The 25,640-nt window shown below is 62.8% G+C and carries 17 protein-coding genes; 7 read left to right on the top strand and 10 right to left on the bottom strand.

The genetic code is table 11. From position 1 onward, the window contains the following. Positions 1 to 168: 168 nt before the first annotated feature. The 7 genes from fliD (at position 169) to GPICK_RS02530 (ending at position 6,384) form a co-directional block, all read left to right on the top strand. On the top strand, positions 169 to 1,596 hold the full coding sequence (gene fliD / locus GPICK_RS02500; protein ID WP_039740238.1) for a flagellar filament capping protein FliD: 1,428 nt from the start codon (positions 169 to 171) through the stop codon (positions 1,594 to 1,596). Positions 1,597 to 1,632: 36 nt separating this feature from the next. Then, positions 1,633 to 2,079, top strand: coding sequence for a flagellar export chaperone FliS (gene fliS, locus GPICK_RS02505; RefSeq protein ID WP_039740240.1), 447 nt, complete (start codon positions 1,633 to 1,635; stop codon positions 2,077 to 2,079). Continuing rightward, on the top strand, positions 2,076 to 2,501 hold the full coding sequence (locus GPICK_RS02510) for a hypothetical protein (protein ID WP_039740242.1): 426 nt from the start codon (positions 2,076 to 2,078) through the stop codon (positions 2,499 to 2,501). Before fliS ends, GPICK_RS02510 begins: the two co-directional genes overlap by 4 nt. 100 nt (positions 2,502 to 2,601) lie before the next feature. After that, entirely contained in the window at positions 2,602 to 3,063 is a 462-nt protein-coding gene (locus GPICK_RS02515) for a hypothetical protein (protein WP_052263248.1), read from the top strand. A gap of 14 nt (positions 3,064 to 3,077) precedes the next feature. After that, positions 3,078 to 3,878, top strand: coding sequence for a PilZ-like domain-containing protein (locus GPICK_RS02520; RefSeq protein WP_039740243.1), 801 nt, complete (start codon positions 3,078 to 3,080; stop codon positions 3,876 to 3,878). Further along, positions 3,878 to 5,557 (top strand): CgeB family protein, encoded by a 1,680-nt coding sequence (locus GPICK_RS02525; RefSeq protein ID WP_052263249.1) that lies wholly within the window; start codon positions 3,878 to 3,880, stop codon positions 5,555 to 5,557. The genes GPICK_RS02520 and GPICK_RS02525 overlap by 1 nt, the downstream gene beginning before the upstream one ends. Continuing rightward, a complete protein-coding gene (locus GPICK_RS02530) occupies positions 5,554 to 6,384 on the top strand; it encodes a glycosyltransferase family 2 protein (protein ID WP_039740245.1) in 831 nt (276 codons plus the stop codon). Before GPICK_RS02525 ends, GPICK_RS02530 begins: the two co-directional genes overlap by 4 nt. 43 nt (positions 6,385 to 6,427) lie before the next feature. On the opposite strand, the gene GPICK_RS02535 is transcribed toward GPICK_RS02530, so the two are convergent. The 10 genes from GPICK_RS02535 to GPICK_RS02585 form a co-directional block, all read right to left on the bottom strand. Beyond that, entirely contained in the window at positions 6,428 to 7,222 is a 795-nt protein-coding gene (locus GPICK_RS02535; RefSeq protein WP_039740247.1) for a flagellar motor protein MotB, read from the bottom strand. A gap of 12 nt (positions 7,223 to 7,234) precedes the next feature. After that, positions 7,235 to 7,975: a flagellar motor protein gene (locus GPICK_RS02540; RefSeq protein ID WP_039740249.1), complete on the bottom strand. Its 741-nt coding sequence runs from the start codon at positions 7,973 to 7,975 to the stop codon at positions 7,235 to 7,237. Positions 7,976 to 7,998: 23 nt separating this feature from the next. Continuing rightward, positions 7,999 to 8,271 carry a flagellar FlbD family protein gene (locus tag GPICK_RS02545; RefSeq protein ID WP_039740252.1) on the bottom strand — a complete coding sequence of 91 codons (273 nt, stop codon included), beginning with the start codon at positions 8,269 to 8,271 and terminating at the stop codon, positions 7,999 to 8,001. Between the two features lie 63 nt (positions 8,272 to 8,334). Further along, positions 8,335 to 9,897, bottom strand: coding sequence for a glycosyltransferase family 9 protein (locus tag GPICK_RS02550; RefSeq protein WP_039740253.1), 1,563 nt, complete (start codon positions 9,895 to 9,897; stop codon positions 8,335 to 8,337). Continuing rightward, positions 9,894 to 11,693 carry a glycosyltransferase gene (locus GPICK_RS02555; RefSeq protein ID WP_236685621.1) on the bottom strand — a complete coding sequence of 600 codons (1,800 nt, stop codon included), beginning with the start codon at positions 11,691 to 11,693 and terminating at the stop codon, positions 9,894 to 9,896. The genes GPICK_RS02550 and GPICK_RS02555 overlap by 4 nt, the downstream gene beginning before the upstream one ends. A 121-nt stretch (positions 11,694 to 11,814) precedes the next feature. After that, positions 11,815 to 17,511: a glycosyltransferase gene (locus tag GPICK_RS16505; RefSeq protein ID WP_052263250.1), complete on the bottom strand. Its 5,697-nt coding sequence runs from the start codon at positions 17,509 to 17,511 to the stop codon at positions 11,815 to 11,817. Positions 17,512 to 17,541: 30 nt separating this feature from the next. Continuing rightward, positions 17,542 to 18,594, bottom strand: a complete 1,053-nt coding sequence (locus tag GPICK_RS16510; protein WP_052263251.1) for a methyltransferase domain-containing protein — start codon at positions 18,592 to 18,594, stop codon at positions 17,542 to 17,544. Positions 18,595 to 18,617: 23 nt separating this feature from the next. Beyond that, positions 18,618 to 21,674 (bottom strand): asparagine synthase (glutamine-hydrolyzing), encoded by a 3,057-nt coding sequence (gene asnB / locus GPICK_RS16515; RefSeq protein WP_084201323.1) that lies wholly within the window; start codon positions 21,672 to 21,674, stop codon positions 18,618 to 18,620. 2 nt (positions 21,675 to 21,676) lie between these two features. Next, a complete protein-coding gene (locus GPICK_RS02580) occupies positions 21,677 to 22,855 on the bottom strand; it encodes a glycosyltransferase family protein (RefSeq protein ID WP_039740255.1) in 1,179 nt (392 codons plus the stop codon). A 6-nt stretch (positions 22,856 to 22,861) separates the two neighbouring features. Then, a complete protein-coding gene (locus tag GPICK_RS02585) occupies positions 22,862 to 25,528 on the bottom strand; it encodes an FkbM family methyltransferase (protein ID WP_039740256.1) in 2,667 nt (888 codons plus the stop codon). Positions 25,529 to 25,640 lie beyond the last annotated feature (112 nt).

Below are 25,640 nucleotides of genomic sequence, written 5' to 3' on the forward strand. Positions count from 1 at the left end.
GGTGTTTCTGCTGGTATCTCCCCCGCTCAATTCTCTAAAGTTTTCAGTTCAACTGACGATAGGAACAGTAAAGGCAGAGGAGTGCCCTCGTTCCCACAGGAGTGAACGTGCGATCATTTTGTGAAAAATGGAGCCGTATTTGCAGGAACGGCTCAAGGAGGTAGTGTCATGGCAGATCTTTCTGTTGGTGGGCTCGCGACCGGCATCGATACCAAATCTCTCATCTCCCAGCTCATGTACCTGGAGCGGGCTCCCGAGCGGGTGCTCCAGAGCAAGCAGACGAAGATGCAGAGCCAGATCGATATCTACACTCAGATCACCAACCTGCTCAACTCGTTCAAGACGATTGCCTCGTCCATGAATACCTCCACCACGTTCATGGGGAAAACCTCGTCGGTGGGGGACAGCACGGTTGTGGGGGCCACGGCGACAAGTACGGCGGCTCCCGGCAGCCATACGATCGTGGTGACGAGCCTCGCGAAGAACCAGCGTCAGGTTACCGACACCGGCGTTGCCAACGCCGACGCCACCAACTTCAACTCCGGGAGCATCGTCATCAACGGCGGTGCCACACCGGTAACCGTCACCATCGCCGAGGGACAGAACTCCCTCAATGGGATCGCGGCGGCCATTAACGCCTCGGGGGCCAATGTCACCGCCTCCGTCATCAATGACGGCTCGGCCAATCCCTATCGCCTCGTGGTCACCGGCAAGGATACCGCAAATTATACCCTCAATTTTGCCGGCCTGACGACTGTGCCTGCCGCTCCGACCGGCGCTGCCTACGCGAACCCGACCATAACCCAGGTCGGCCCCACGTACCAGGCGGGAGCCGCGGCCAGCTTCAGCGTCGACGGCGTTGCGATCACCAAGACCTCCAACACGGTGACCGACGTGATTCCGGGGGTTACCCTCACCTTGCTCAAGGACGGAGGGGCCACGACAACCGTGACGGTCGGCAACGATGTGGCGGGGGTCACGAAGAAGATCAATGATTTTGTCGGCGCGTTCAACGCTGCCATGTCCCAGATCAACAAGCAGTCGGACTACAACGCCACCACCAAGCAGGGAGGGGTCCTCTCCGGCGATTCGACTCTCCGAACGGTCAAGTCGCAGCTCCAGTCGATCCTCAGCACCCCGGTGAGCGGGGTCACCGGCATCTTTTCGACCCTCTCCCAGATCGGGATCAAGACGGACTACACCAACGGCACCCTGACAATCGACTCGACAGTGCTTTCCAGCGCCCTTGCCAGCAACTTCAACGACGTGGTCGACCTCTTCACCCACAACGGCACTGTCTCGGGGCTGGCGCAGAACCAGTACGGGGTGGCGCAGCAGTTCAACCAGGTCGTCGACACGCTGACCCACTTCTACGAAGGTCCCTCTTCATCGTCCAACGGGATCATCTCGACCCGCGTCAAGGGTCTGACCGACTCCATCGGTGACATCACCAACCAGATCAGCTCCATGGAAGTCCTCATGACCCAGAAAGAGGCCAACCTCAAGAAGCAGTATACCGCCATGGAACAGCTCGTCAGCAGTCTGCAGGGGCAGGGAAACACGCTTCTGACCTATCTGAGCAAGAGTACATACTAGACGCAGCAGGACGCCAGTTCGACCAGGAGGAAGCAGATGCTTACACCCCTCAACCAGTATCAGAATACCCAGGTCAGCACGTCGAGCCCGGAGAGACTTCTCCTGATGCTTTACGACGGAGCCATAAACTTCACGCGGATCGCCCTCGATAAAATGGGGAAGAATGATATCGCCGGCAAGGGAATATTCATCGGCAAGGCCCAGGCGATCGTCTCGGAGCTGATGAACACCCTGAACCACGAGGTGGGAGGCGACATCTCCCGGCGGTTGGAACAGCTCTACATCTATCTGATCGACGAATATCTGGCGGCGAACATCAATAATTCGCCCCGCTCCCTGGAGAACGCACTCAAAATTTTGACAATACTGCGTGACACCTGGATCGAAGCCATCGATATCTGGCACCGGGAGCGCGATGCCCAGACCCCTCCGCTCTCCGCTGCCGGCCAGCCACAGTCCCGGGCCGTGGGCCAGATGGGATGACCCGGCTCTCGGACATCCTTGCTGCCGCGGAGGAGCGGTACCGGCTTCTGCTGGAAGAGGCATCGACCCTCCTCCGGAATTTTGACACGGCTGCTCCGGAAGATTTTGACGAAATGATGGTGCGGCGACAGGGTATCATCGACGATATTCAAAAAATTGACGAAGAGCTTGCCACGCTTTCGAAGGAACCGCCCTTCCCGGCAGGGTCTGACGATGGCGATGCCTTGGGGCGCTTTCGCGCCACCCGGGAGGAGGCGACCCGCCGGATCGTCGAAATGGACTCCCTGGTCATTGCCCTTGCCCGCGAGCGGATCGGTCGTCTGCAGCAAGAGATGAGCGCCCTTGGCCGGGGGAAGACGGCACTCCACGGCTATGAGCGGAGCGGGCGGGAACAGCACCATAAATTCAACGATACCGTTTGACGTTTGACGGGAGCGAAGCCGTTCCCGGGATTACATCCCCCGCAACTCCACAAATTTCATTCTCAACTGGGATGAGAGAACAAATCTGCAGGAGGCATAGATGCAACAGAAAGCACGAGTCAGAGACGCGCAACCGGCAGTCGCGCCGGAGCAGGGCGAGGCCACTGCCCTGATCGCCGAGGTCCTTACCGACGGCAATGCCCATGCTGCCGAGATGCAGCGCCACGCCCTGGAGACCGCCGCGGCATTCCGGGCCGGGGGGGAGCGGCGGGCGCTGGGGCATTACATCGAGCTTCTCGGTGGATTTGACCTCCTCGTCAAGACCCTGGACGGTGCTGGCCGGGCCCTTGGCGTCGACTTTGCCGCCACCGTCGTCGGCGATACCACCCTGGCGCGTTTCGTCGAGGACCTCAATGCCCTCCTCACGGAGTCGATGAAGGCCCAGGAGCGCAAGGACTGGGTTCTCCTCGCCGACCTTCTCGAGTACGAGCTCGCCCCCCACCTGGAGGCCTGGCAGCAGGTCTTTGCCGCTCTCAGCGCGAGGGTCCCGTCAGCCCGTTGATCTGACTCCGTTCCATGACAACTCACGATTTCGAATACGGGAAATATTTTGAGGAGCTTCAGCGGATCAACCTGACGGTCCGCCTGGGGTCCGCCGGCTCCTTTGACGGAACGGCGGCCATCACCTCCCTCAAGGGGAGCCTGGCGTGGCTGGAGATTTTTGGAACCGAGCAGCCGCCGATGGGGACGGTGCGGGAAGGGGCCGACGTCTCCGTCTCGGTCTGGACGGGGGGAGCGCTCTGCCGCTGTGATGCGGCCGTCGAGAAGGTCCGTGACGATCGCCAGTTCGCCGTGAGGCTTGCCGGCGATGTCCGGGAGATACAGCGTCGCGAGTACTTCCGCCTCGACGTGGCACTCCCCTTCGTCTGGGAACTGCTCCCCGGCCTGACGCCGGAAGAGGCCCTGGATCGCTGGATGGCGGATCGGGCGGATTTCTGGCGGCAGCCCGAGATGGTTCCTGCCGGCGACGGTTACAAGGTCATCGGCTGGAACGGCAGCGACGTCTCCCCCGCCCGAGTGAATCTGAGCGGTGGCGGGATGCGGTTCCGGGTCACCGAGCCCGTCGAGGCCGGTTCGCTCCTTGAAATCACCCTCTTTCTCGCCCTTCCTCAACCGCGGGTCGTCTGCTGTCTGGCCGAGACGATCCGTTGCCACGAAATAGCCCTTACCCTTGAGCGGGGAACCCACTACCAGCTCTCCATGAAGTTCATCGGGGTCAGCGACAAGGATCGGGAGACGATCATCTCCTACCTGTTCGCCGAACAGAGACGGGCGCTCCTGACGAAGAACGAACGGTTCCCCTCCGGTGGACGCTGATGAAACGGGAGCGGCCGTCGGCTGGTCCCCTCCCGCCGATCATGGAGATCACGGCCGGCCGCCGGGGCCACGAAACGGCCCGTGTGACCGGAGAGGGGGGAGAGGAGTGCTATCTCCACTCCCTCTACGACCCGTTCCGGGAGGCTGAAGCCCACGCTGCGAAGCAGCTTCCCTTCTCCACCGTCGTCTTTCTCGGCGCCGGCCTCGGCTACCACATCCCCCCCTCACTGGCTTCAAATCCCCAGGTGGACCGGATCGTCATCGTGGAGCGCTACCCGGAACTGGCTGCCCGGGCGGCGGCGCGGGTCGACACCGGCCGCATCCGGGTGGAGGTGGTGACCGGTCCCCGGCACGGCGGCTTTCCGGCTCTGCCCGAAGGGCTGGATGCGGCCCGGCTGGCGGTGGTCACCCACCCGCCCTCCGTTGCTGCCAACCCGGGGTGGTACGCCCATTTTCAGGTGGCGGTCGCCGTGGCCGGCCACGAAGGCGCTCCCCGGCAAAACGGCCCGAAGCGCGGTCCCCTGACGGTGCTCGTCCCCTTCGAGGCGTATTACGCCCAGCGCGAATGCATCAATGGCTTTGAGGCGCTGGGGCACCGGGTCGTCGTCCTCGATCTGCGGGGGAAAGAGGGGGAGGAGGTCGCTCCCTTCCGGGAGGCGCTGCTGCAAGAGCGCCCCGATCTCGTCTTCAGCGTCAACATGCGGGGCCTCGACCGCCGGGGGATCGTTGCCGGCATGCTGGAGCGCCTCGGTATTCCCTTGGCCCTCTGGTTTGTCGATTCCCCGGAATTCATCCTCTACGGCGAGGCGATGCCCCCCCCCGCGGCATGCCACGTCTTCATGTGGGACCGAAGCTATATCCCGGCCGTGGCGGCCCACGGCTACCGGGTGAGCTACCTCCCCCTTGCCGCCGATACCACCCTTGCCAGGGCCGCCCGGGTGCGGGAAGAGTTCCGCGCCCCCCTCTCGTTCGTCGGCAATTCGCTGGTGAGCGGGTTTCTCGGGCGACTGGCGGTCAAGTTTCCTACCACTCCCGAGACCATCAGCTTTGCCGCGCAGGCCGTGGAGCGGCTCATCGCCTGCCGGGGCGATCAGCTCCGGCTCCTCGATGAGCTTGTCACCGCGGCGGCACCCCTTCTGCCGGACGACGACGCCCGCCTCTTCTTCCGGGCGTATCTCCTCCACAGTGCTACGTCGGCCTACCGGACCCGGCTCTTCCGGACTCTTCTCCCCCTCGGGCTCACCTTCTTCGGCGATCCCGACGGCTGGCGCACGGTCTTCGGCCCCGGTATCCGGGCGTATCCCGACGTCAACTACTTCCACGAAACGCCGGCGGTCTACGCCTCGGCCGGCATCAACGTCAATGCCACAAGTCTCCAGATGCCCCACACCGTGAACCAGCGGGTCTTCGACGTCCCCCTCTGCAACGGCTTTCTCCTCACCGACCGTCAGGGGGCGTTGCTGGAACTGTTCGAGGAGGCGGAGCTTGCGACCTACGGAACGATCGATGAGGCTGCGGAATTGGCCCGCTTCTACCTCGAACGGCCACCGTTGCGGAGTGAGATCGTGCGGAAGGCGAAGAGGCGGGTGCTGGCCGAGCATACCTACGAACACCGGATGGCCCGCGTCGTTGGAGAGACCGTCGGGGTCGCCTCCCTCCCCGCCGGAGGTGCGCCATGAGCAGCCGTTCGCATAAGCCGGGGCTCAGTGCCGTGATGATCGCCCGCAACGCCGAACGGTACCTTTCGATGTCGCTTCGGTCGCTCCAGCGGGTCTGTCAGGAGATCGTGCTCGTCGATACCGGTTCCGACGATGCCACCATTGCCATCGCGGAGCAGTACCGCTGTCGCATCTTCCATTACCCGTGGGGGAATGACTTCTCCGCCGCGAAAAATTATGCGATCGAGCAGGCCGAGTACTCGTGGCTGCTCAGCGTGGATGCCGACGAAGTGCTCTATGACAAAGGGTCAGCCACCCTTCTGGCGTCGGTGGTGGCCGAGGACGCGTGGCCGGCCTGCGTGGTCTGGATCGACAACCTCCGCGATTCCGGGAGGACGGAGAGCCATCAGGCACTGCGGCTCTTCCGCAACGATTCGCGGATCCGTTTTGCCAATCCGGTGCATGAGAGCATCGGTGAGTCCCTGCTGAAGCACTGGCCCGATACCGTACCTCCCGCCCTCGATCTTCGCCTGCGGCACTACGGCTATCTTGCCGCCAACGCCGCCGGCAAACACCACCGCAATCTGGAGCTCATGGAACGGTGGGTGGCGGGGGAGCCGGACAATATCTATGCCCGCTACAAATTGGGGATGACCCTGGCAGAGATGGGGGAAAGCGACGCCGCCTATCGGCAGCTGCGGGCCACATACGAGCTCTTCGCGCGCTGCGGGGATCGGCAGACCTATCCCTTTCTGAAGACCTTCGTCGGGGTGTTCGGCAGGATGCTGGAGAGGAGGGAGTCGAGCGAAGAGGCTCTTCGCGTCAGGGCCGTCATGGCCCGGTGGTAGGTGTCTCAGGCGTTGGAGGTGGCGGGGGCGGGAGCCGTTGCCCCTACGGCATCTTCTCCGGCTCCGCCTTCTCTCCTTCGCCCGAGAGGAGGACGATGTCGACGCGGCGGTTCTTGGCACGGCCGTCGGCAGTGGCGTTGTCGGCGATGGGGCGGTATTCGCCGAACCCGGCGGCGGAGACGAGCCCCGGCTCGAAGTCGTAGGACCTGGTCAGGTAGTGGACGATATTGGTGGCCCGGGTGGTGGAGAGTTCCCAGTTGGACGGGAACTGGGGCGAACTGATCGGTATCGTGTCGGTATGTCCCTCGACCCGCAGCGCGTTGGAATAGCCCGAGAGCGACTCCGCCACCTTTGCCAGGAGCGGATAGGCGCTCTCCTTGACGATGGCACTCCCCGAGTCGAAGAATCCCGCCTCCTTCAGGCTCACCACGAGTCCCCGCCGGGTGATCCCGACGCTGACCTTCTCCTGGGCCCCCTGCTTGATGAGGAACGCCTCGATGGCGGTCTTGATGGAGCGGAAGTCCTTCTCCTCGGCCCGCGCCTTCCCCTTGGCCATCCCTCCCTGGCTCTTCCCCTTGTTGGTGAGGTCCGGGGCGATGGAGGGGAGGATCCGCAGGTCGGACGAGTCGATGACGGCGGGCTTCGGCGCGGAGTGGGTAGTGGTGAAGCCGAAGGACTCCTGCATCGACCGCATCACCTCCTCCACCTTCTTCTTGTCCGATTGCCCCATGGCGTAAAGGGTGACGAAGACGGCGAAAAGCAGGGTGATGAAGTCGGCGTAGGAGACGAGCCACCGTTCGTGGTTCGGTTCTTTTTCGTGCTTCTTCTTCTTGGCCATTCTCTTATTGCCTTAGTGGACGAACGACTTGAGCTTCTGCTCGATGAAGTGGGGGTTCTCGCCGTTCTGAATGGCGATGAGCCCTTCGATGACCATCTCCTTCACCACGAGCTCCTCCTTGAGGCGCTGCTTGAGCTTGGTCCCCATGGGGAGGCAGACGATGTTGGCGGTGACGAGGCCGTAGATGGTCGCCACGAAGGCGACGGCGATGCCGCCTCCGAGCTTGGAGGAGTCGGAGAGGTTCTCCATGACGTGGATGAGGCCGAGCACCGCGCCGATGATCCCGATGGTCGGGGCGTAGCCGCCGGCCGCCTCGAAGAACTCCGCGCTCACCTTCTCATGCTCCTCGTAGTGCGCCACCTCGATCTCCAGGGTCTCGCGGAGCTTCTGGGGGTCGATGCCGTCGACGACGAGGGAAATCCCCTTCTTGGTGAAGGGGTCCTTGATGCTCTGGGCCTCCTGCTCCAGGGAGATGAGGCCGTTGCGGCGCGCCTTGGCGGCGTAGCCGATCATGTCCTTGATGACGGTCTCCGGGTTGTTGTTCCCGGGCATCAGCGCCTTCTTCGCATCCTTGAACGCCTTGATGATGGCTGGCAGGGGGAAGCTGCCGAAGGAAGCGCCGAAGGTGCCGCCGAGCACGATGATTGCCGCCGTTGGTTGGATGATGGCCCCCATGTGGAGCCCTTCCAGCGCCGCGCCGCCGAATACGGCGCCAAATCCCATTGCCCAGCCGATGAGTGTTGCTATGTCCATGAGTCGATGTCCTGGTCAGTTGGTCAGTTCGTTCGGTTGTCGATGCTGCAGCAGAGGCGGTACGCCGACCGTCGCCGCTTGAAGAGGTACTTCTTCGGGGTGCCGGAGGCGGCCCGCCGCATGATCCGCGCGTTGTAGGCGACGATCATGTCGACGATGGCGCAGCTCTTTTCCAGCACCAGGTAGCGGTTGCCGTTGGAAAGCGTGATGTGGGTGTCGGGAGTCTCCTCGATGGTCTCGATCAGATCGGGATTGACGTGGAGCTCGCTGCCGTCGAGGCGTGTCAGTTTGATCATGGCGCACCTTTGGTCTGAAAAATTGCACTCTTTAGGTATTATTCGGCACGGCGACGGAAAACTTTAGACGACGGCCAGATTCGTCACCAGGGAGCGGCCGGTTTCGTAGAGCCGGTGGGTCTCCCGGGCGACGGCCCCCAGGTCGGTCTCCACCATGTTCTCCCTCATGAGGGTAAGAAAGGTGGCGATGGGGGAGACGAGCCCCTCCCGGTAGCCGAGGAGCTTGACCTCGGCCTCGATGGCCGCCTCGCGCTCGCCGAGCTTTCGGATCTTTTCGACCGGGAGCGGTTTCTTCCGGGCCGCCTCCGCGATCTCGGCCGAAATCCTGGCCCCCTCGACCATGAGGCGATGAAAGGGGCGGAGGGCATCGTCCTTCGGCTCGCCGGAACGTTTCCCCGTCCCGTCGAAGCAGCTCTTCCACATCGCCTCGCGCCGCTTGGTGAGCTGCTCCGCCTCCTGGTCCAGGTTGAAAATCCCGTCCCACGTAAGGTAGCCGTCCGGCGCAAAGCCGCTGCGGTACACCCTCACCCCCGGGAAATCCCGGCCGGTGAGACCGGCCCCACCCTCCACCAGCAGGCGGGTTGCGCTGAAGACCGCCTCCGTCGTGATGGCGGTCCGGCAGACCGGGGCGCCGCACTCAATGCCATAGGGGCAGGGGGAGCAGGGAATGTCGGGCTGGAGCGCCACATGCCCCGCGCCGTAGGGGCCGGTGCAGCGGAAGAAGGCGGGTCCGATGCAGAGCATCACCGCCGGCACCCCCGCCGCGGCGGCGAAGTGCATGGTTCCGGTGTCGTTGGAGACCAGGGCCGCGCAGCGTCCGACGAGGGAGTAGAGCCCCTCGATACTCGTCTTTCCCACGGCATCGACGGCGGGAAGCTCCATGGCGGCAAGGGCCTTCTCTGCCAGCTCCTTCTCGTTGGGGGCGCCGAAGAGCACCGTCGTCACCCCCAGTTCCCGCTGGAGGCGGTCCGAGAGTCGGGCGAAGTTCTCGACGGGCCAGCAGCGGTTCGCCTCGCTCGCCCCGAGCTGGAGCCCCACCAACCGCTTTCCCCCCAGCCCGTGCTCCGCGATGAACGCCTCGGCCGCCTCGTCCCCCCGGGCGGTTGGGGTGAGCTCGACCCGCTTCCCGTCGGGCATCACCCCCCCCAGGCGGGTGAAGATGTCGACCAGATTGATCGGGTTGTATTTCCGGATGTGGTCGTTGAACCAGCTGAAGACGTACTGTCCCCACTGGGTTCGGATGACGCGCTGGCCCCGTTCGTCGGCGATGAAGCCTGCCGCATCCCGGAACTTCATGGCCGAGGCGAGGAACGCGGAGAGCCCGGAACAGGTGATGTTGACGAGAAGATCGTATTCCCCCTCCTCCAGCTGCCGCACGAAGGAGTCCATCTTCAGGTAGGCGGCAAGCGGCGTCTCGCCGGTGGCGACCTCCCAGGCGATATCCTGCTTGGAGAGGACGATGGTCCGGTCGAACCCCTGGATGAGGGGGAGGATTCCCTGGAAACGGTCCTCCACGATGGCGGTGAGCCGGGCGTCGGGGTGGGCGCGTCTCAGCTGCCGTACCAGGGGGGTCGTCTGGATCATGTCGCCGTAACGGGCGATGGCGAGAAGTGCAATCTCTCTCATTCCGGTATCTTCTCCCAGAGGATCTCGACGTTCTGGAGCATGAGGAAGATCTTCTCCGCCCGGGAGAGATTCCCCTCCCCGGTCACGATGCCGCCGAGGATGTTCCCCATGGTGAACCAGCGCCGATCGGGGACCGTGGCCAGGATTTCCGCCAGGCCGGGATGACGCTCCTGCTCCGTCTCCACCGTTTCGCGCCGCTCGATCCGCTTCCGCACTCGTTCCGCCACCTGGGGGAACTCCGCCACCATGGTGGCCACCAGCTCCTCCATCCGCCGCTCGTAGGTATGCTCGGCCAGGACCCGCCGCCGTCCCCGTTCTACTACGGCGCGCCGCCCCTCTTCGTCCCGGAGGGAGCGGTCGATCTTTTCCCGCACCTCCGCGAGCTCCGAGAAGGTCTCCATCTCGTCCGCTTCAAAGAGCTCGGGGAGGAGCCGGCGGCGGTCGACGAGCTGGAAGGCACCGCAGGCCGCGATCTCGAAGGTGCGGGGGTTGACGAAATCGCCGTCCGGTACTACCCCGTCGCAGGTGGTGGAAGAGTGGAGGTTCAGGTTGACCGGCGAGGCGTTGAAGATCTTGACGCTGGTTTCGGTGTCGATCCGCGCCCCCCGCCGCTGGAGCCAGGGCGAGAGCGGCGAGATGAGGGGCCAGTCGCTCCCCCAGATCTTGAACGGATAATCGGTGAGCCCCTTGAAGAAGACCTGCCGGTTGAAGTAGCCGGCCCCCACGAAGGAGAGGGGGCTGCCGAACTCCTCCCGCTCGGCCGCCGTCAGCTCCACCGGCCGGTGGACGTCGGGGGCGGCGCAGGTGGGGAGGTAGGAGTACCGGGTGACGCCGATCTTTGCCAGCTCGGCGGCGAAGTTCTCTTTCTGGATCCCGAAGAACCACGACGAGGCCGGGGCCGACTCGCGCCAGTAGGGGAGGACCCGGTAATCCTCCACGAACCAGAAGGCGGTGGGAATGCCGCGGGTTGCGAGCCGTTGCATCGTCTCCGGCATGAGCGGCGCCTGGGCCAGGGCCAGGACCATGTCGGGACGCACCTCCCGTGCCCTGATTTCCACCGCCTGGGAGAGGAGATTGGCAAGGCCGGTGTTGAAGGCCCGTCGGCTCTGGTTGTAGCGGAACTCTTTGGCAAACTCCATCCCGGCGGCGAAGGTCTCGCTGGCAAAGGGGATCACCTCGTGCCCCAGGGAGCGGAGCGCCCGGGCGCAGTGATGGGCCGCCGGGAGCGAGCCGCCGCAGATCGGATTCACGAGGAGGATGCGAAGCCCCCCCCGGGCGGCAAGGTCGAGCCCTTCGGCGTAGCGGCCGAGGCGCCCGAGGGAGTCGGTGACCCGTGCCGCGCCGGGATGGACCGCCACGTTCCCTTTGAGGAGACGGTCGTGCCGGCGCCGGATCACGTCTTCGGGGATGCCGGCCAGGAATGAGAACCGCTCGATGACCGTGGTGAGGTCGGTGTGGCTGAAGGCGACGCGGAGCATGGCCGGGTCGTCCTCGATGACCGTGCCGCCGAACCCCTCTGCCGCAAGGGCCGCCACGTGATGCCCCAGTCCGAAGCCGACCACGGTGAGGGGGGGCGGGGGGGCGAACCGCTCCGCCTGTTGCCGGCTCCACTCCATGGCCTCGCGGGCCGGGTTGTAGGGAGAGTGGATGCAGATATCCCCGACCCGGGCGGTGAGTCCCCCCTGGCGGGCCGGCTCCACGACGATGCGGTCGCCGGGTTCCGCTTCCTCGATCCGTTCCGCCAGTGACGGGTCGCGGCGGCGCAGGGCCGCTATGTTCTTCTCTAAGAAATTCATGTGCTTCATCGATTTGTTTTCCCTCACCCCCAACCCATCTCCCGGAGGGCGAGGGGGGCAGGATAAACCCTCTCCCTGGGGGAGAGGGGGGCCGTCAGGTCGGGTGAGGGGGCTCAGGTTTTCACGCCGCCATGCCTTCCCGTATCCGCTCGACGAGCTCCCTCCCCCCCTCGTAGTCGGGGGCGAAGAGGAGCACCTTCTCGATACTTTCCAGGGCTTCGGCGTGGCGGCCCGCCTTGAACCGGACGCCGGTCAGGGTATAGAGCATGTCCAGGTCGGCCGGGTGGTACCTGAGGTAGCCGTCGAGCCGCGGCAGCGCCTCCTCGAACCGCTCCGTGGCGTAGGCGAGTTGCACGAGCTCACGGATGGCGGCGAGGTTCTCGGGGTCGGCGTCCAGGGCGCGGGCGAAGCAGTCGAAGGCGTCGACTCCCTTTCCCTGCATGTTCCGGACCATGCCGAGGCCGCAGAGGGCGCGGGCATTGGCCGGATCGGCCTTGAGCGCCCGGTTGAACCAGGTGACCGCCTTAACCTGTTTCCCCTGCATGAGGCTCACCACGCCGAGGCCCACCAGGGCCTTGAGATCGCTATCGTCTTCCCGCAGGGCATCCTGGTACGAGACGGCCGCATCATCGAGCCGCCCCATGTTCGCGAGGCAGTCGCCGATGTCGGCGCGCACGGTGCGATCGCCGCTCTCCACCATCCGTGAGAAGGCCGCCAGCGCCCCTTCGAAATTCCCCTCCTCCTTCATCCGGCGGGGGTCCGTGGTTGCCGGGGCGGGTGTTGCCTCAGCCCGTTGTGTCCCGTTGTGTACCACGTTCCCTGCGGCGAGTTTGGCGAGGAGGTCGGGGGCTCCCTCGTAGCCGGGGGACAGGGTGAGGAGCCGTTCCAGAGCATCCCGGGCCTTTGCCGGTTCGTTCGCCAGGTGGAGGAGGCCGGCGTACGAGAAGAGGATGTCGGTGTCGCCGGGGTGGTACATGAGATAGGTTTCCAGCCGCCCCGCCGTCTCCCTGAAGCGGTTCAGGGTATAGGCGAGTTTCACGAGTTCGTGGATGGCGGTGAGATTCTCCGGATCGGCGTCGAGGGCCTTCGAGAAGAGCTCGAATCCCTCTCCGTGACGCTCCTGACCACAGCGGACGAGGCCGAGGCCGCAGAGGGCCTTCGGGTCGCCCGGCGCTTCCCTGAGCGCCTGCTGGAACGCCGTTGCCGCCTCGGGAAGTGCTCCTGTCAAAAGTCTGACTATACCGAGGCCCACATGGGCGCGGACGCTGATGGGATCGAGGGCCAGCGCTTCTTCGTAGAGCGATACGGCGTCGCTGGTCTTGTCCAGGGCCGCCAGGCAGTCACCCATCTCGACGAGGACGGAACGGTCTCCTTGAGTCAAAATTTTGGAGAACATGCCCAGCGCCTCGATGAAGCGTCCTTCCCCCTTGAGGGCAAGGGCACGCTCACGGTCGGTTGCCGGCGCCGGCGGCGCGACGCACGGCCCGGCAAGGGGCTGGAGGGGCGATGGGGGCGGAGCGCTGGGGCGGGGAGCCTCGGCGGTCTGGGCAGGGAAGATCCGGAGCCGGCCGTCGGCCATCCGCTCGGTGCCGAACCCTTCGGCCCGGTAGAGGTCGGCGTCGTCCCGGCGGACCTTTCCCTCCCAGCGGGAGAGGAAACGGCGGATATTGGGCTCGTCGTGGCTTTTCCGCCCCTCGCTCGTCTCCTCGAAGTGGATCAGGGCGCTCTCGGGGGTGTAGAGGATGCGACGCCCCCGCTCCCCGGCCCGGAGGCAGAAATCCACGTCCTCGAAGCCGTTCACGTACCCCTCGTCGAAGCCGTCGAGCTCGGCGAAGAGCTCCCGTTTCACCAGCATGCAGGCGGCGGTGACGCACTGCATGAAGCGCTTGCGGTTCACGGCCGGCGCGTCGGCGGGGAAACCGTTGAAGATGTGGTAGCCGATGGACTGCTCGTTGAAGGCGACCCCGGCGTGCTGGGTCCGGCCGTTGGGGTAGAGGAGCTTCGCCCCCACGATGTCGGCACCGTCCCGCTCTGTGCCGCGGATGAGCCCGTCAAGCCACGCCGGATGGGGGATGGTGTCGTTGTTCAGAAAGACCAGGTAGCGTCCCCGGGCGATGCGCCCCCCCTGGTTGCATGCCTTGGCAAAGCCGAGGTTGGTCCGGTTGGTGACGACGGTCACCTCCCCCGAAAGGGTGCGGAGATAGTCGGCGGTGCCGTCCGAGGAGGCGTTGTCCACGAGGATCACCTCGTAGCCGAGGGAGTGGTCGGTGTTCAGCGCCAGGGCCTCCAGGCACTGCTTCGTGTACTCCACCTTGTTGTAGAGGGGGATGATGATGGAGACCCGCGGCGTAGCCGCCTCGGTCGGTGCGGTGATCGGTGCGAACGGTTGCGGTGAGATGGGCATCTCCTGCTCCTTGGCGGTAGTTTCTGCGCGGCCGGCCACCCGGCGCCAGGTGTCGAGGAAGAGGTGGCCGCGGCTCTTCAGGGTGTAGGTGGCGAGGACCTCGGTGCGGGCCGCCAGGGCCATGGCATGGCGGCGGTCGGGGTTGTCGATGAGGCTTTCGATGGCCGCCACCCAGGCGTCCGCGTCGTAGCCGGAGACCAGGAGCCCCGTCTCCCCGTCCCTCACGCAGGAGCGGTAGGGGGAGAGGTCGGCGTAGATGCCGGCGATGCCGCAGGCCGAGTATTCGAGCCACTTGATGTTGCTCTTGCAGCGGTTGAAGCGGTTGTCGGCCAGGGGGACGAGGCCGATGTCGATGCCGGCCTTCCGGATGGTCCGGGCGTAGTTGGCGTACCCCGGCTCGAAGGTGATGGTCGAGAACCCGGGAAGCCGCTTGATCCGCTCGGTGTCGCACCCCATGAAGCGGAAGGCGACCCGGTTGCCGTATTTCGCGGCGATCCGCTCCAGCACCTCCTCCATGAGCGCCAGATCGGCCCTGTGATCGGGGGTGCCGGCGTAGCCGATCACCACCGGAGCGCCGACGGTCCTGGCCGGCAGCGGCGCCGACCAGAGCCGGTTGTCCAGGAGGTTGGGAAGGACGTGAATCTGCCGGTGATGCGGAGCAAAGGCCCGCTTCATCTCCTCGGTGGAGACGGTGACGGCGGCGGCCCTGGCGATCAGGTCGAAGATGAACGGCCTGGCGGCGTCGGCCCCCTGCTGGTGGGGGTTGGTGGTCGGCACCTCTACGAGGAGGTCGTCGGTCTCGTAGATGACCGGTTTCCCGGCGGCGAGGATCCGCTCCAGGAGCGGGGCGGTGTTCGCCATGGGGAAGAAGCGCTGGACGACGATCAGGTCGGCCCAGGCGATGAGGGCGGTGTTGACCCCGGCCTGCTCGGTTCCCAGGTCGACCCCCCACCTGAGTTCGACGGCATCGTTGAGGGTTTCCGCCGGGGCGATGACCCTGATGCGGGCGCAGGCGTGTTCCGGGTGGTCGAGGGAGTAGACGGCCACCTTGAGGCGATTTCCTGTCGCGGCTTCGGGAGCGGCCGCGGGGAGCGCCGTCAGCGCCCCGCCGGCGGCACAATGGTTCGGCTCCACCGCCAGCACCTGCTCGTAACGCCTGCGGGCCTCGGTCACATCTCCCCGCTCCGCGGCCAGTTCGGCCAGGGCCATGAGCGCCGGGACTTCGCTCTCGTTCCGTTCGACGATCTGCCGGTAGATGCGGGTCGCGTCGGCGCTTCGGCCCGTTGTGCGGTAGACGGCGGCCAGGTTGTGGCTGGCGAGAGGGTTCATGCCGTCGTCGGCCACCGCCCGCTCCAACTGGGTCACCGCATCGGTCACGGCGCCGTTTTTCAGAGAGGCCAGGGCGAGTTGGTCCGCCAGGGCCGATTCCCGTTGCGCCTCCGTGGCGCCGGTGGCGACCAGTTCGGCGAGGCGTGCCTCTCCTTCGGCCTGCCGCCCGGCGGTGAAGAGGGGGAGCAGGGGCTCAACGCGCCCCTCCAGGAAGGTGTAGAGATGCCGCATGAACTCCCACGTGTCGGCCCGCTGGCGGCGCTGGACGTCAGGGGTTGCCAGATGCCGGTACTTGGCGTAGATGGCGTTCCTGGTGACGAGGAACATCGGCACGGTGCCGGTGCTCATGCCGCTGCCGTCCACCCGGCAGGAGAACTCGCAGGTCACTTTCGGAATGTGGGCGAAGCGGAACGTCCGCGACATCCGGATCCAGAGGTCCCAGTCCTCGTGGCGCCGGAGGCTCTCGTCGAAATAGCCGCTCTCTTCGATGCACCCCTTCTCGTGCATGAAGCAGAGGACCGGCACGAAGTTGTCCACCAGGATCCGGTCGTAATCGAAGTCGATGCCATGGGCGATCTCGCGCCGGACCACCTCGTAGCGGCCGCTCGCCTGGCTCTGGAAGGCCCGGTAGGAGTCGGTGTAGGCGACCTTGCAGTCGCTTCCCTCCAGAAACGTCACCAGGGTCTCAATGTGCTCAGGGTAGAAGAGGTCGTCGTCGTCCAGGTAAGCGATGTACTTCCCCGTGGCGTGGCGGATGCCGGTGTTCCGTGCCCCGGCGAGCCCCTTGTTCCGCTCATGGCGGAGGTAGACGGCGGTGGGCGCCACCTCCTTCACGAGCCGCTCCACATCCTCACCGGCGTCGTTCACCACCACGATCTCGATGTTCGGGTAGCTCTGGGCGAGGATGCTCCGCAGGGTGTCGGGGAGCATGTCGGGGCGGTTGTGGGTGGGGACGATGACGGAGACGAGGGGGAGTGGGCCGCGTTTCTTCGCCGCGGGCTTTTCCTCCTCGAACCCCTCCCATTCCATGAGGTGGGAGCGGATGTCGTCGTGCTGCATCAGGTTGGCGCAGAAGCGGCACTCCGCGATGGGGCTTTCAGCTCCCCGGCGGCAGGATATCCGGAGCTTGCGGTAGGTGTCGTTGTTCCAGAACTCATCGATCCGCTGAGTGAGGGCGTTGCCGAACCGGTAGACCCCCGACTCCACCTTCTTCTTGAAGTGAACCTCTCCGCCGCCGCAGGGGTAGACCTCGCCGTCGAACCCCACCAGGAGCTCCGTCTCGGTCCAGACGCACTTCTTGGGCTGTCCCTTCTCCCGGAAGAGGGGTTCGTGACCCATAAAGATGCCGTAGCGCTCGGCCAGGGCCTTTGCCTCCATCACCGTGCGGTCCGAGAGCTCCTGGTGGAAGAAGAGCGATTCCCTGTCTTCCAGGAGGTATTCGGTGGCCTCGATGTTCAGGTGCCGGATCGACTTCGGGTAGAAGCGGCAGTAGAAGATGTTCAGGTGCCGCACCCCCAGCTGGTGGGCCAGTTCCACGAGGGTCGGCAGCTCCTCAATGTTGAGGCGGCTGATGGCGCAGGAGAACTGGAACAGGGTCTGCCGACACGCCCGGTCCCGCTCCCGGACGAAGGCGGCGGCGTTGGCGCAGACCGTGTCGAACTGGTCCACCTGCATGAGCCGCTTGTAGGTGGCGCGCGTTGCCGCGTTGATGGAGATGTTCACCAGGGAGACCTTCGCCCCCATCATCTCCGCCGAAAGCTCCGGCTTCAGGGCGATGCCGTTGGTGGTGACGGTGATGTCGACATTCGGGTACCGCTCGTTGGTGTAGCGGACGATCGGCATGAAGTCCGGATCGAGGAGCGGGTCGCCGGCCCCGGCGAGGCAGATGTTGCGGAAGTGCTCCAGATGGAGGTTGTCGGCCATCCGCGCGAACTTGTCGAGGGTGATGACCTTGCCGCTCTTGCTCCGGTAGTAGTCGCCGCCGCAGAAGACGCACTTGGCGTTGCACTTGTCGTTCAGGAGAAAATGGACGGTGTGGGGGAGGATGCGGGAAATCCCGTTCTGGACATCCGTGTCGTGTGTCATGGGTACGCTCGCTGGGTCAAGATGGTGACGTTACCGGCCTGCCATCGCAGAAACGGCGGCCAGGTTCTTCCTGGCATTCTCATTGGCCGGGTCGATGCCGACGGCCCTGGCGAAATATTCCCGTGCCCTGTCATGGTCGCCCTGTTGATAGCTGATGACGCCGAGATTGTTGAGCGCATCGCCGTTGCCGGGAGAGAGGAGAGCCGCCTTCTCGAAAAAATGGGCTGCGTTTCGCGGGATTCCGAGGTTGAAACAGAGCTCGCCGGCCTTGATGGCCACCGCGGCCGAGGTGGTTTCCTCCTGCAGGCTCTCGATGAGCTCCTTCAGGGCGGGTAATGCCTCGTTCACTTCGTGGGGGATCAGTGGCAATTTCTGGAGTTCCAGGCGCTCGAACCATCCCGCGCTCTCCGGGCCGGTGCCGACGGTTTTTGCGCCGCGGGCGGCCCTCTGCCGGAGCTGCTCCACCCCCTCGTCGGCCCTACGGTTTGCCAGTTTTCTGACGACGATGGTGAAGCCATTTCCCACCTTGTCGTCCACATCGGCAACCGCCTCGATTTTCCACTTCATCTCCAGCGTCTCGATCATCCAGACGACCAGTTCGAGAAGGTCTTCGGTGATCCAGTAGTGATAGTGGCCGATGAAGTCCCCGCCGGCCGCGGCGATGAAATCATCGACCAGATGGCTCAGGGCGGTCCGGGGCTGGTCCCGGTCCATCGTCCTCTCCTTGTGGGGGACGATGGCAAAGATGATCCCCCCGGGCTTGAGGAGCCGGTCCCACTCCAGAAGGGCCTTTACCGGGTCGGGAAAGTGTTCGAGGACATGGGAACTGACGATGAAATCCTGGCTCCCGTCCGGCAGGGGGATGTCGTCGCCCGGAGCGACCACATCCACGGGGAGAGCCGTGCCGCAGATCCTGATCTCCTCCAGCTTGAACTCGGTGTCGAGGCGATCGCTCATGTCCACGTTCAACGCATCGAGCCCGAAGGGGTTGTGGGCCGCCCCGCCTATCTCCAGGCCTTTGCCGTGGCAGTAAGCGTGTGCAATGGCCGATTCGCGGAAGAAAGAATGCCGGGGGTCCGTCACGAAAAACTCCGTTTCGAGGAAAGTCAGGATGCTGCGAAGCTCTCCAGATGAGAGCGAACCGTGTAGTCGGCCGGTCGGGCGTTCAGAAAATCGACGCAGAGGGCTCGGGCCTCCTCGCCGCGGCCGGCTGCCCGAAGCACCTGGCTCGTGTTGACGATGTAGGTTCCGTTCTCCGGCGCCATCTTGAGAGCGGTGCCCAGATAGGTCAGGGCGTTGGCGATGTCGCCGTGCTGGGAGAAGATGACCCCCAGGTTGTTCCATGCCTCGGCGCACTCCCGGTCGATCTCGATGGCGCGGGAGAAGAGAGCGAGGGCGCCGTTGAGGTCGCCGCGCCGGAAGAGTTCCTCCCCCATGTCGTTGGTGAAAGATGCCCGTTTCTTGGCACCAGCCGCCTCAGCCAGTTTCAGGAACATCGCCTCGTACTTGGCGGCCTGTTGACGCCAGTTCCAGCCGTTTTCGATGCTGGCGCGGGCATTGCGGGACATGGCTGCCAGGTCCGCCGTGGCGAGCGTGCGGATCGCTTCGGCGATGCCCGCCACGGAGCGTTCGGTCAGGTAGCCGTTGTGTCCGTCGACGATCAGCTCGGGCATGTTCCCCACCCGGGTCGAGATGACCGGCAACCCGCACGCCAGGGCCTCCAGTGCCGGGTTGGGGGTCCCCTCCCACTCGGAGGCGCAGAGGTAGAAGGTCGCCTTGTGGTAGAAGCGGTCCCGGACCTCCTCCTGGCCCATGAGCCCGGCGGTTCCCTTGGCCGCGTTGCGGTCGAGGACGATCAGTTCGGCGCCCGCATCTTTGCAGGCTGCCGTGATGAGGTCGAGCCCCTTGTTTCCCGCCGAATCCGAGTTGCCGATCCAGCAGCCGATCAGCTTAGCGGGGCGTTTCCGGGGGGGATGGAAGAGGTCGGTGTCGACGCCGTTCTGACAGCAGAAGAGCCGCTCTTTCGTCGCAGAGCGGTTGTACATCTCGCGGCTGTTGACGACGCCACCGAGGCAGCGGTGGTTCTGGAGAAGCGCTTCGGCATGGTCGAGGAACTTGGGACAGCTGCAGCCGACGATCAGTTTGCGGGCCGGCACGCCGGCCACCCGGTTCACCAGGTACGGATCGAAGATCATGACGAAGTCGTAGGGGTCGTGGTCGAAGGGTTCGTCCATCTGGTGGATGTCGATCCGGATGCGCGACGACACTCCCTCTTTGATGCGGTGCGCCCGGTGCCACCACGCCCATCCCTCCACGTCGTAGAGGATCCTCACCCGCAGCGGCTCCGTCCTGATCTCCGGCGTGCGGGTGATCTCTGCCGGTTGCGGTGTCTGCCGGTTCTGGCGCAGCCACTCCTCGCAGAAGAGGAGGAGCCACAGCGGGCCGGTGGCGTTGGCGGAGATAAGCTCCTGCATGGCCGCCGGATTGAAGAATTCCAGCAGCGTCGAGCCGCTCCCCGTCAGCCGCTGGCGGAGGATATCGTGCAGGTGCCCCGAGGGGGCGAACCACTTGGTGAGCGGGATCGCGAACCCCATCTTGGGGCGGTGGAGGAATTCGGGGGGGAAATACTTCTCGCCCACCTTTTTCAGAAGGAGCTTCCGTTCCCACTCTCCGCGGAGGTTCTTGCCGATGCTGAACTGCTCGGGCACCGACGCCGCCAACTCCGCCACCTTTACGTCCACGAACGGCGGGCGGACCTCAAGGCCGTGCATCATGCTCGCGATGTCCACCTTGGTCAGGATGTCGTAGGTCATGTACGTCTTGACGTCGAGGAACTGGGCCTTGTGGCAGGGGGAGAAGGGACGGGCGGTGGCAAATGCCCGCTCGAAGGTCTCCTGGGGGGCCGGGCAGACATCCTTGTACTCGTCGCGCCAGAGGGAGAGGCGCCGGCCGGTGTCGGCGTAGTTGATGAAGGAGAGCCAGTGGGCGAGGGAGGGACGGATGCTCGGGTCCTGCTGGAACGAGTTGAGCCAGTCGCCGTGGGACCAGTAGCCGGCGAAGAGCTCGTCGGCGCCGTCGCCGGAGAGGACCATCGGCACGTTGCGCCGGGCCACCTGGCTTACGTAGTAGGTGGGGATGGCCGAGCTGTCGCCGAAGAGGTCGCCGTAGCAGCGGACCAGGTCGGGGAGGATCGCCAGGGCGTCGGGCTTGACGATCTCGATGTGGTGATCCGCCCCCCAGCGCTCCGCGGCGAAGCGGGCGAAGGGGGTCTCGTTGAACTCGGGTTCCTCGAAGCCGATGCTGAACGCCTTGACGGAGCGGTTGAGGATGCGAGTCATGTAGCCGAGGATGAGGCTGGAGTCGACCCCGCCCGAGAGAAACGCCCCGAACGGCACGTCAGACACAAGGTGCGCCCTGACCGAATCGGCCATGGCCTCGTCCAGGGCCTCGATCCAATCCTGTTCGCTTCGGTTGTAGTCGGGTCGGAACTGGAGCTCCCAGTACTGCTGGGGGCCCGTCGAGCGCCCGTCGAAATGGATCGTCATCCGGTGGGACGGGGGGAGCTTGCGGATCTGTTCGAAGGCGGTGCGGGGGGCCGGGATGTACTGGAGCCAGAGGTACTGGTCCATGGCGGTCAGGTCGAGGCTCCACGGGATGCCCGGAATCTTCCGGAGGGCCTGCACCTCCGAGGCGAAGGCGAAGACGCCACCTTCCTGCAGGTAGTAGAGCGGCTTGATGCCGAAATGGTCCCGGGCGAGGAATATCTTTCCCTCCCGGTGGTCGGCCACGGCAAAGGCGAACATCCCGCGGAACCGCTCTACGCACCGCTCGCCCCACTCTTCGTAAGCATGGACGATGGTTTCGGTGTCGGAGTTGGAGACGAAGCGGTGCCCCTTCCCCTGGAGTTCGGCCCGCAGTTCGCGGTAGTTGTAGATCTCGCCGTTGAAGGTGACCCAGACCCGGCCGTCCTCGTTGAACATCGGCTGTCGGCCGCCGGCGGGGTCGATGATGGAGAGACGGCGGTGGCCGAAGCCCACCGGCCCGCTGATCTCGACCCCGGAGCCGTCGGGGCCGCGGTGGGCGAGGGAACAGGTCATTTCCTCCAGGAATCGGAGGCCAACCGGTGATCCATTATGATTGATTATTCCAGCTATGCCGCACATGGTTACCTACCGTTCCTCCCCCACTGGCTTCCATGGAGGAGATGTTTGCAGGCCACAATGCGGTTGTGTCGCGCCCTGCTATTGCCGGATTCTCTGGCAAGGACGTCTCCGTACAGGGCAATTGCCTCTGCGTATTCTCCTCGTGCCATATGGTCGCTTCCTGCGTCTGTTGGTCTTGCCGCGGGAGAGAGGGTCCGGTCGTTTTTTCGCCGAACTTCCTCGACGTGGCGCATCATCATCTTGAAGACGGCGACTTCGTTGTAATCGCGATGGGCGCGCTCCCACCCTGCCGCCGCTACCTGGCGCCGTTCCTCGTCATGGTTCAGATAATAGTGGCAAAGCTCGATGGCTTCTTCGATAGAGTCAAAACCAACGACTTCCTTGTTCAATTCGTACAACTTCCCCAGATGGTTCTTGTTGTCGCAAAGCTGCATGACCCCGTTTGCCGGAAGGATGAAGGTCCTGAAATTGATGGGACCGGTGGAGTTGTGCATGTTGATGCCGATTTTGCTTCGTTGGTAAAGGGGAATGCGGTCCTGATCGCGAAGAAAGCCATTGGGCCAGCCATGCCCGAAGTAGGCTCCCTGGGGGAACGCAGCGGCGAGCTTGTCGAGGCGCTCTTTCCGCCAGGAGCTGATGCGTTCGCAGAGCAACGTAAGGTCAATGTCTCGAGCGCCGCGGAGGATTTTCTCTTTCGTCAGAGAATGGTCGTAATCGACCGAAAAAAAGCCCAGAGGCCAATGCCTGGCTTCTTTCACGCCCCATTTGTAGTAGGTTTCGACTTCCGCAATGTTGCCTACGAGGGCAAGATCATATGACGAGGCCACCGGAGAGGAGAGCCGGTCCGATGATTCCGGGTCGTCAAAGCAGGCATAGGCCTTGAAAATCGGGATCTGCCGTACAAATTCGGGATGAAGGTTGATCCCGTTCCAGTTCACGAACACATCGTAGGATTCCAGACGGCGGGCGAGATTGTCGTACATCGACAATAGCTCCCGGTCCCGCTGTTTCCATCGTTCATCGAGCTCCGGCCAGTAAATGCAGGGGCCGGGGGGATTGAGCGTCAGACAGAAGCCATCCACATCGATGCCATGGGAACGGAGCCTTCCCAGCCACGCCTCCACCCATGCTCCGACACTGTATTCATAGGGGTACCAGCTGTATCCCAGAAGAATTCTCATGAATTTTTAGCCTTTTGAAGGGATGCAGATGATGTTCACACTGTGAGAGCAGTTCATTGCCTCTCGCAGGAATTGGGCCTCGCTGGTGAACGGTTGTCCTGTCGTTTCCGAATAGAAGGTGTAACCAAGGTCCTTCAATTGTTTCGCAAGGGCCGGGACGTCGCTTCCGGCCGCCATGAGCACAAGTTGGGCGAATTCGATCAGGAGCACGGGCTTGAATTTTTTCAATGTTTTTTGTGCTCCGGCAATAAATCTCGGTTCAGTGCCGTCAATGTCAATCTTGATAAAATCGATTTTGCTCAGACCGGCGGCTTCGACATAGCTGTCAAGTGTCTCCAGGTGTATGGTTTCGATGGCAACGGGTTTTTTTGCGTCATCGTGCCAGTAGAGAGTCGCTGTCGAATCATCGATAAGGAGCTGCAGATCCTCTTTGACGTCTGAAAGCCCCATCTTCAATACGGTGACGTTTGAGCATTCATTGAGTCTCAGGTGCTCACTCAATCGGCGGTGAAAGTGATCGGAGGGCTCAAAGGCATATACCCGGCCGGTATTGCCGACCAGTCTGCTGAACTGTACGGTGAAATATCCGAAGTTTGCGCCTACGTCGAGTACCGTCATCCCTTCCTTGAGGATATGGTTCACCCAATACGTGGATTCGGGTTCGAACACTCCTTTCGAGAGGATCTCTCGGTCAACGAATTGGGTGGCATCCAGTTTCCATCTGTTGCCATTGGCTGAGCATGTGATGATGTTCTGGTCCTGCTCAAGGATAGTGACCGGATACGATGTCGGGAACAGGGACTCGTTACCAGGGCCGCTCTGCGGGGCCGGCATCGGGTGTGGGGGTGGCTGCTGCGTCCCGGACGAGGGCGCCCCGAAGTTTTCGGGGTGCCAAAGCGACATATGTCGATCCAGCACCTTCAACTTGTCGGGATTGCCGCTGGCACGATAGATAGTGCGAAGTTTTTCGAATAAATCGACATGCTGAGGGCTTATGTCCAGGGCGGTCAATAGAGTTTGCTCCGCCTTGGCCGTCTGGCCCATCTCAAGGTGCAGTTCGGCAAGAATCTGATAGGTTTCGAGGTATTCAGGGAACCGTCGAATGCACTCTTCGAGAACAGAAATCGCTCCGGGGTAATCGCCTGCAGATAATTTCAGTGAAGCAGATTGAAGTGCCGTGGCAATGGTTGTGGTGCTGGGAATGAAAGCGTGATCAGGCTTTCGGGCGATCAGTAATATATAGGGGCTGAAGAATTGATCTGCTGGTAGTGAGCGGCCTAGTGTTCCGGAAATCTTGTTGATAAAATGGATAAGCCAGCGTTTGTCATCTTTGAGCTTCGGATGATTCCAGTCATAGTATAAAATTCCGTCATTGGCATAATCACAGTAGAGTATGGAGTCGGTAAACTGTGATACGGTATGCTTCAACTCGTTGATGTCAGTGATCTTGAGATTGTGAGCCGCAATCATGTCGTTGAATACGTTCGACTCGAAGGCAAGCTCAAAAAGAGCTCCTTGGAATCCGTCGAAGCGCGGCACTGAAATGACGAGGTATCCCCCTGGCTTAAGCAGGTCGAAATGTTTTTTTATTGCTTCAGGGTAATTGTTGAAGTGTTCAATAAAGCCGAACGAAGTGACGACGTCGTATTGTTTGCCGGTTACCTTGAAAAAATCCTCATTTATTACTTCATAGTTTGCAATGCCATTGAATTTGAAGAGTGATTCGATGTTGTCTGCATAATCACTGAATTCCACGGCGATTGGCTTGTAGTTGAATCGTTTCGCCAGGTAGCAAAGGTTTGTCCCCGGATACGCCCCTATTTCTGCACAGGTATAATGTTCATTGACCGGGAGATATTGCTCAAGGATTGAAGAAAAAAGCATTCCGTTGACAGTCCAGGGGGTAAAGGCAGCAGAATGTTTGTCGCTCCAGTATTCCCTGTCGGTCAAAAAGCACTCTGGCGACGGGGGTGATGGCACTGCCGGATCTGTTGCGATTGATTTTGCCTTGTTTATTTTGATAAAGCCGATCCAGGAATTCTTAAGGTGAAAAATCTCTACGTCGAGAGACTTGCTCTCCAGGAATTGTTCCACGCCAGTCATTACGGCATTTATCCATTCGTATTTGCCCCTCAGGGGGGGCGAAAAGTCGTGCCACAGGATAAAACCGCCATTCCGCACTCGTTCGTAAATCAAGCTCGTATCCGAAAAAACGGCTTTTGTGTCATGGTTCCCGTCGACAAATACGAGCCCTAATTCCGAGATTTTGGCAGGTACCGTCCACGCGAAGGTGTTGGCGTATATTTGCTCGACATTGTTGAGGTTGTGGCCACGATAATACGACCCTATCTCTTCTTTGGTGAGAAGATGGGTTATGAACTTTTCTTCAGCAGAAATCTGCTCGGGCAGAAGATTGACGGTGTAAACGATGTTGGTTGGGTTGTTTGAGGCAAGTTCTGCGGTGCTCCTGCCGTGGGAGGTCCCGATCTCAAGGCACGCTCCAGCGCAGTTGGCGGATAACGTAGTGAGAACTTCGGCATCTCTTCGCTTTCTTTCGAAGAAATCACATTCCGACTCAACGAGATCAATATCGTTCTCGATGATTATGCCGTCCCGCTGAAACCCAAAGAAACGTTTCAGTTCCTGTACAGATTCGAATACCGTTATTTTCATTCCCGAAAGCTCCCTTTAGTGAGGCTCGTTATCCTTAGTAATTTAAGTGCATTGGGCTGTTTTCGCCCTGATGCACGTATTGTGCCCAGTAGTTTTTTGTTGTCAATAAAAT

Origin of the sequence: Geobacter pickeringii (genome assembly GCF_000817955.1) — a bacterium.
GTDB lineage: Bacteria > Desulfobacterota > Desulfuromonadia > Geobacterales > Geobacteraceae > Geobacter > Geobacter pickeringii.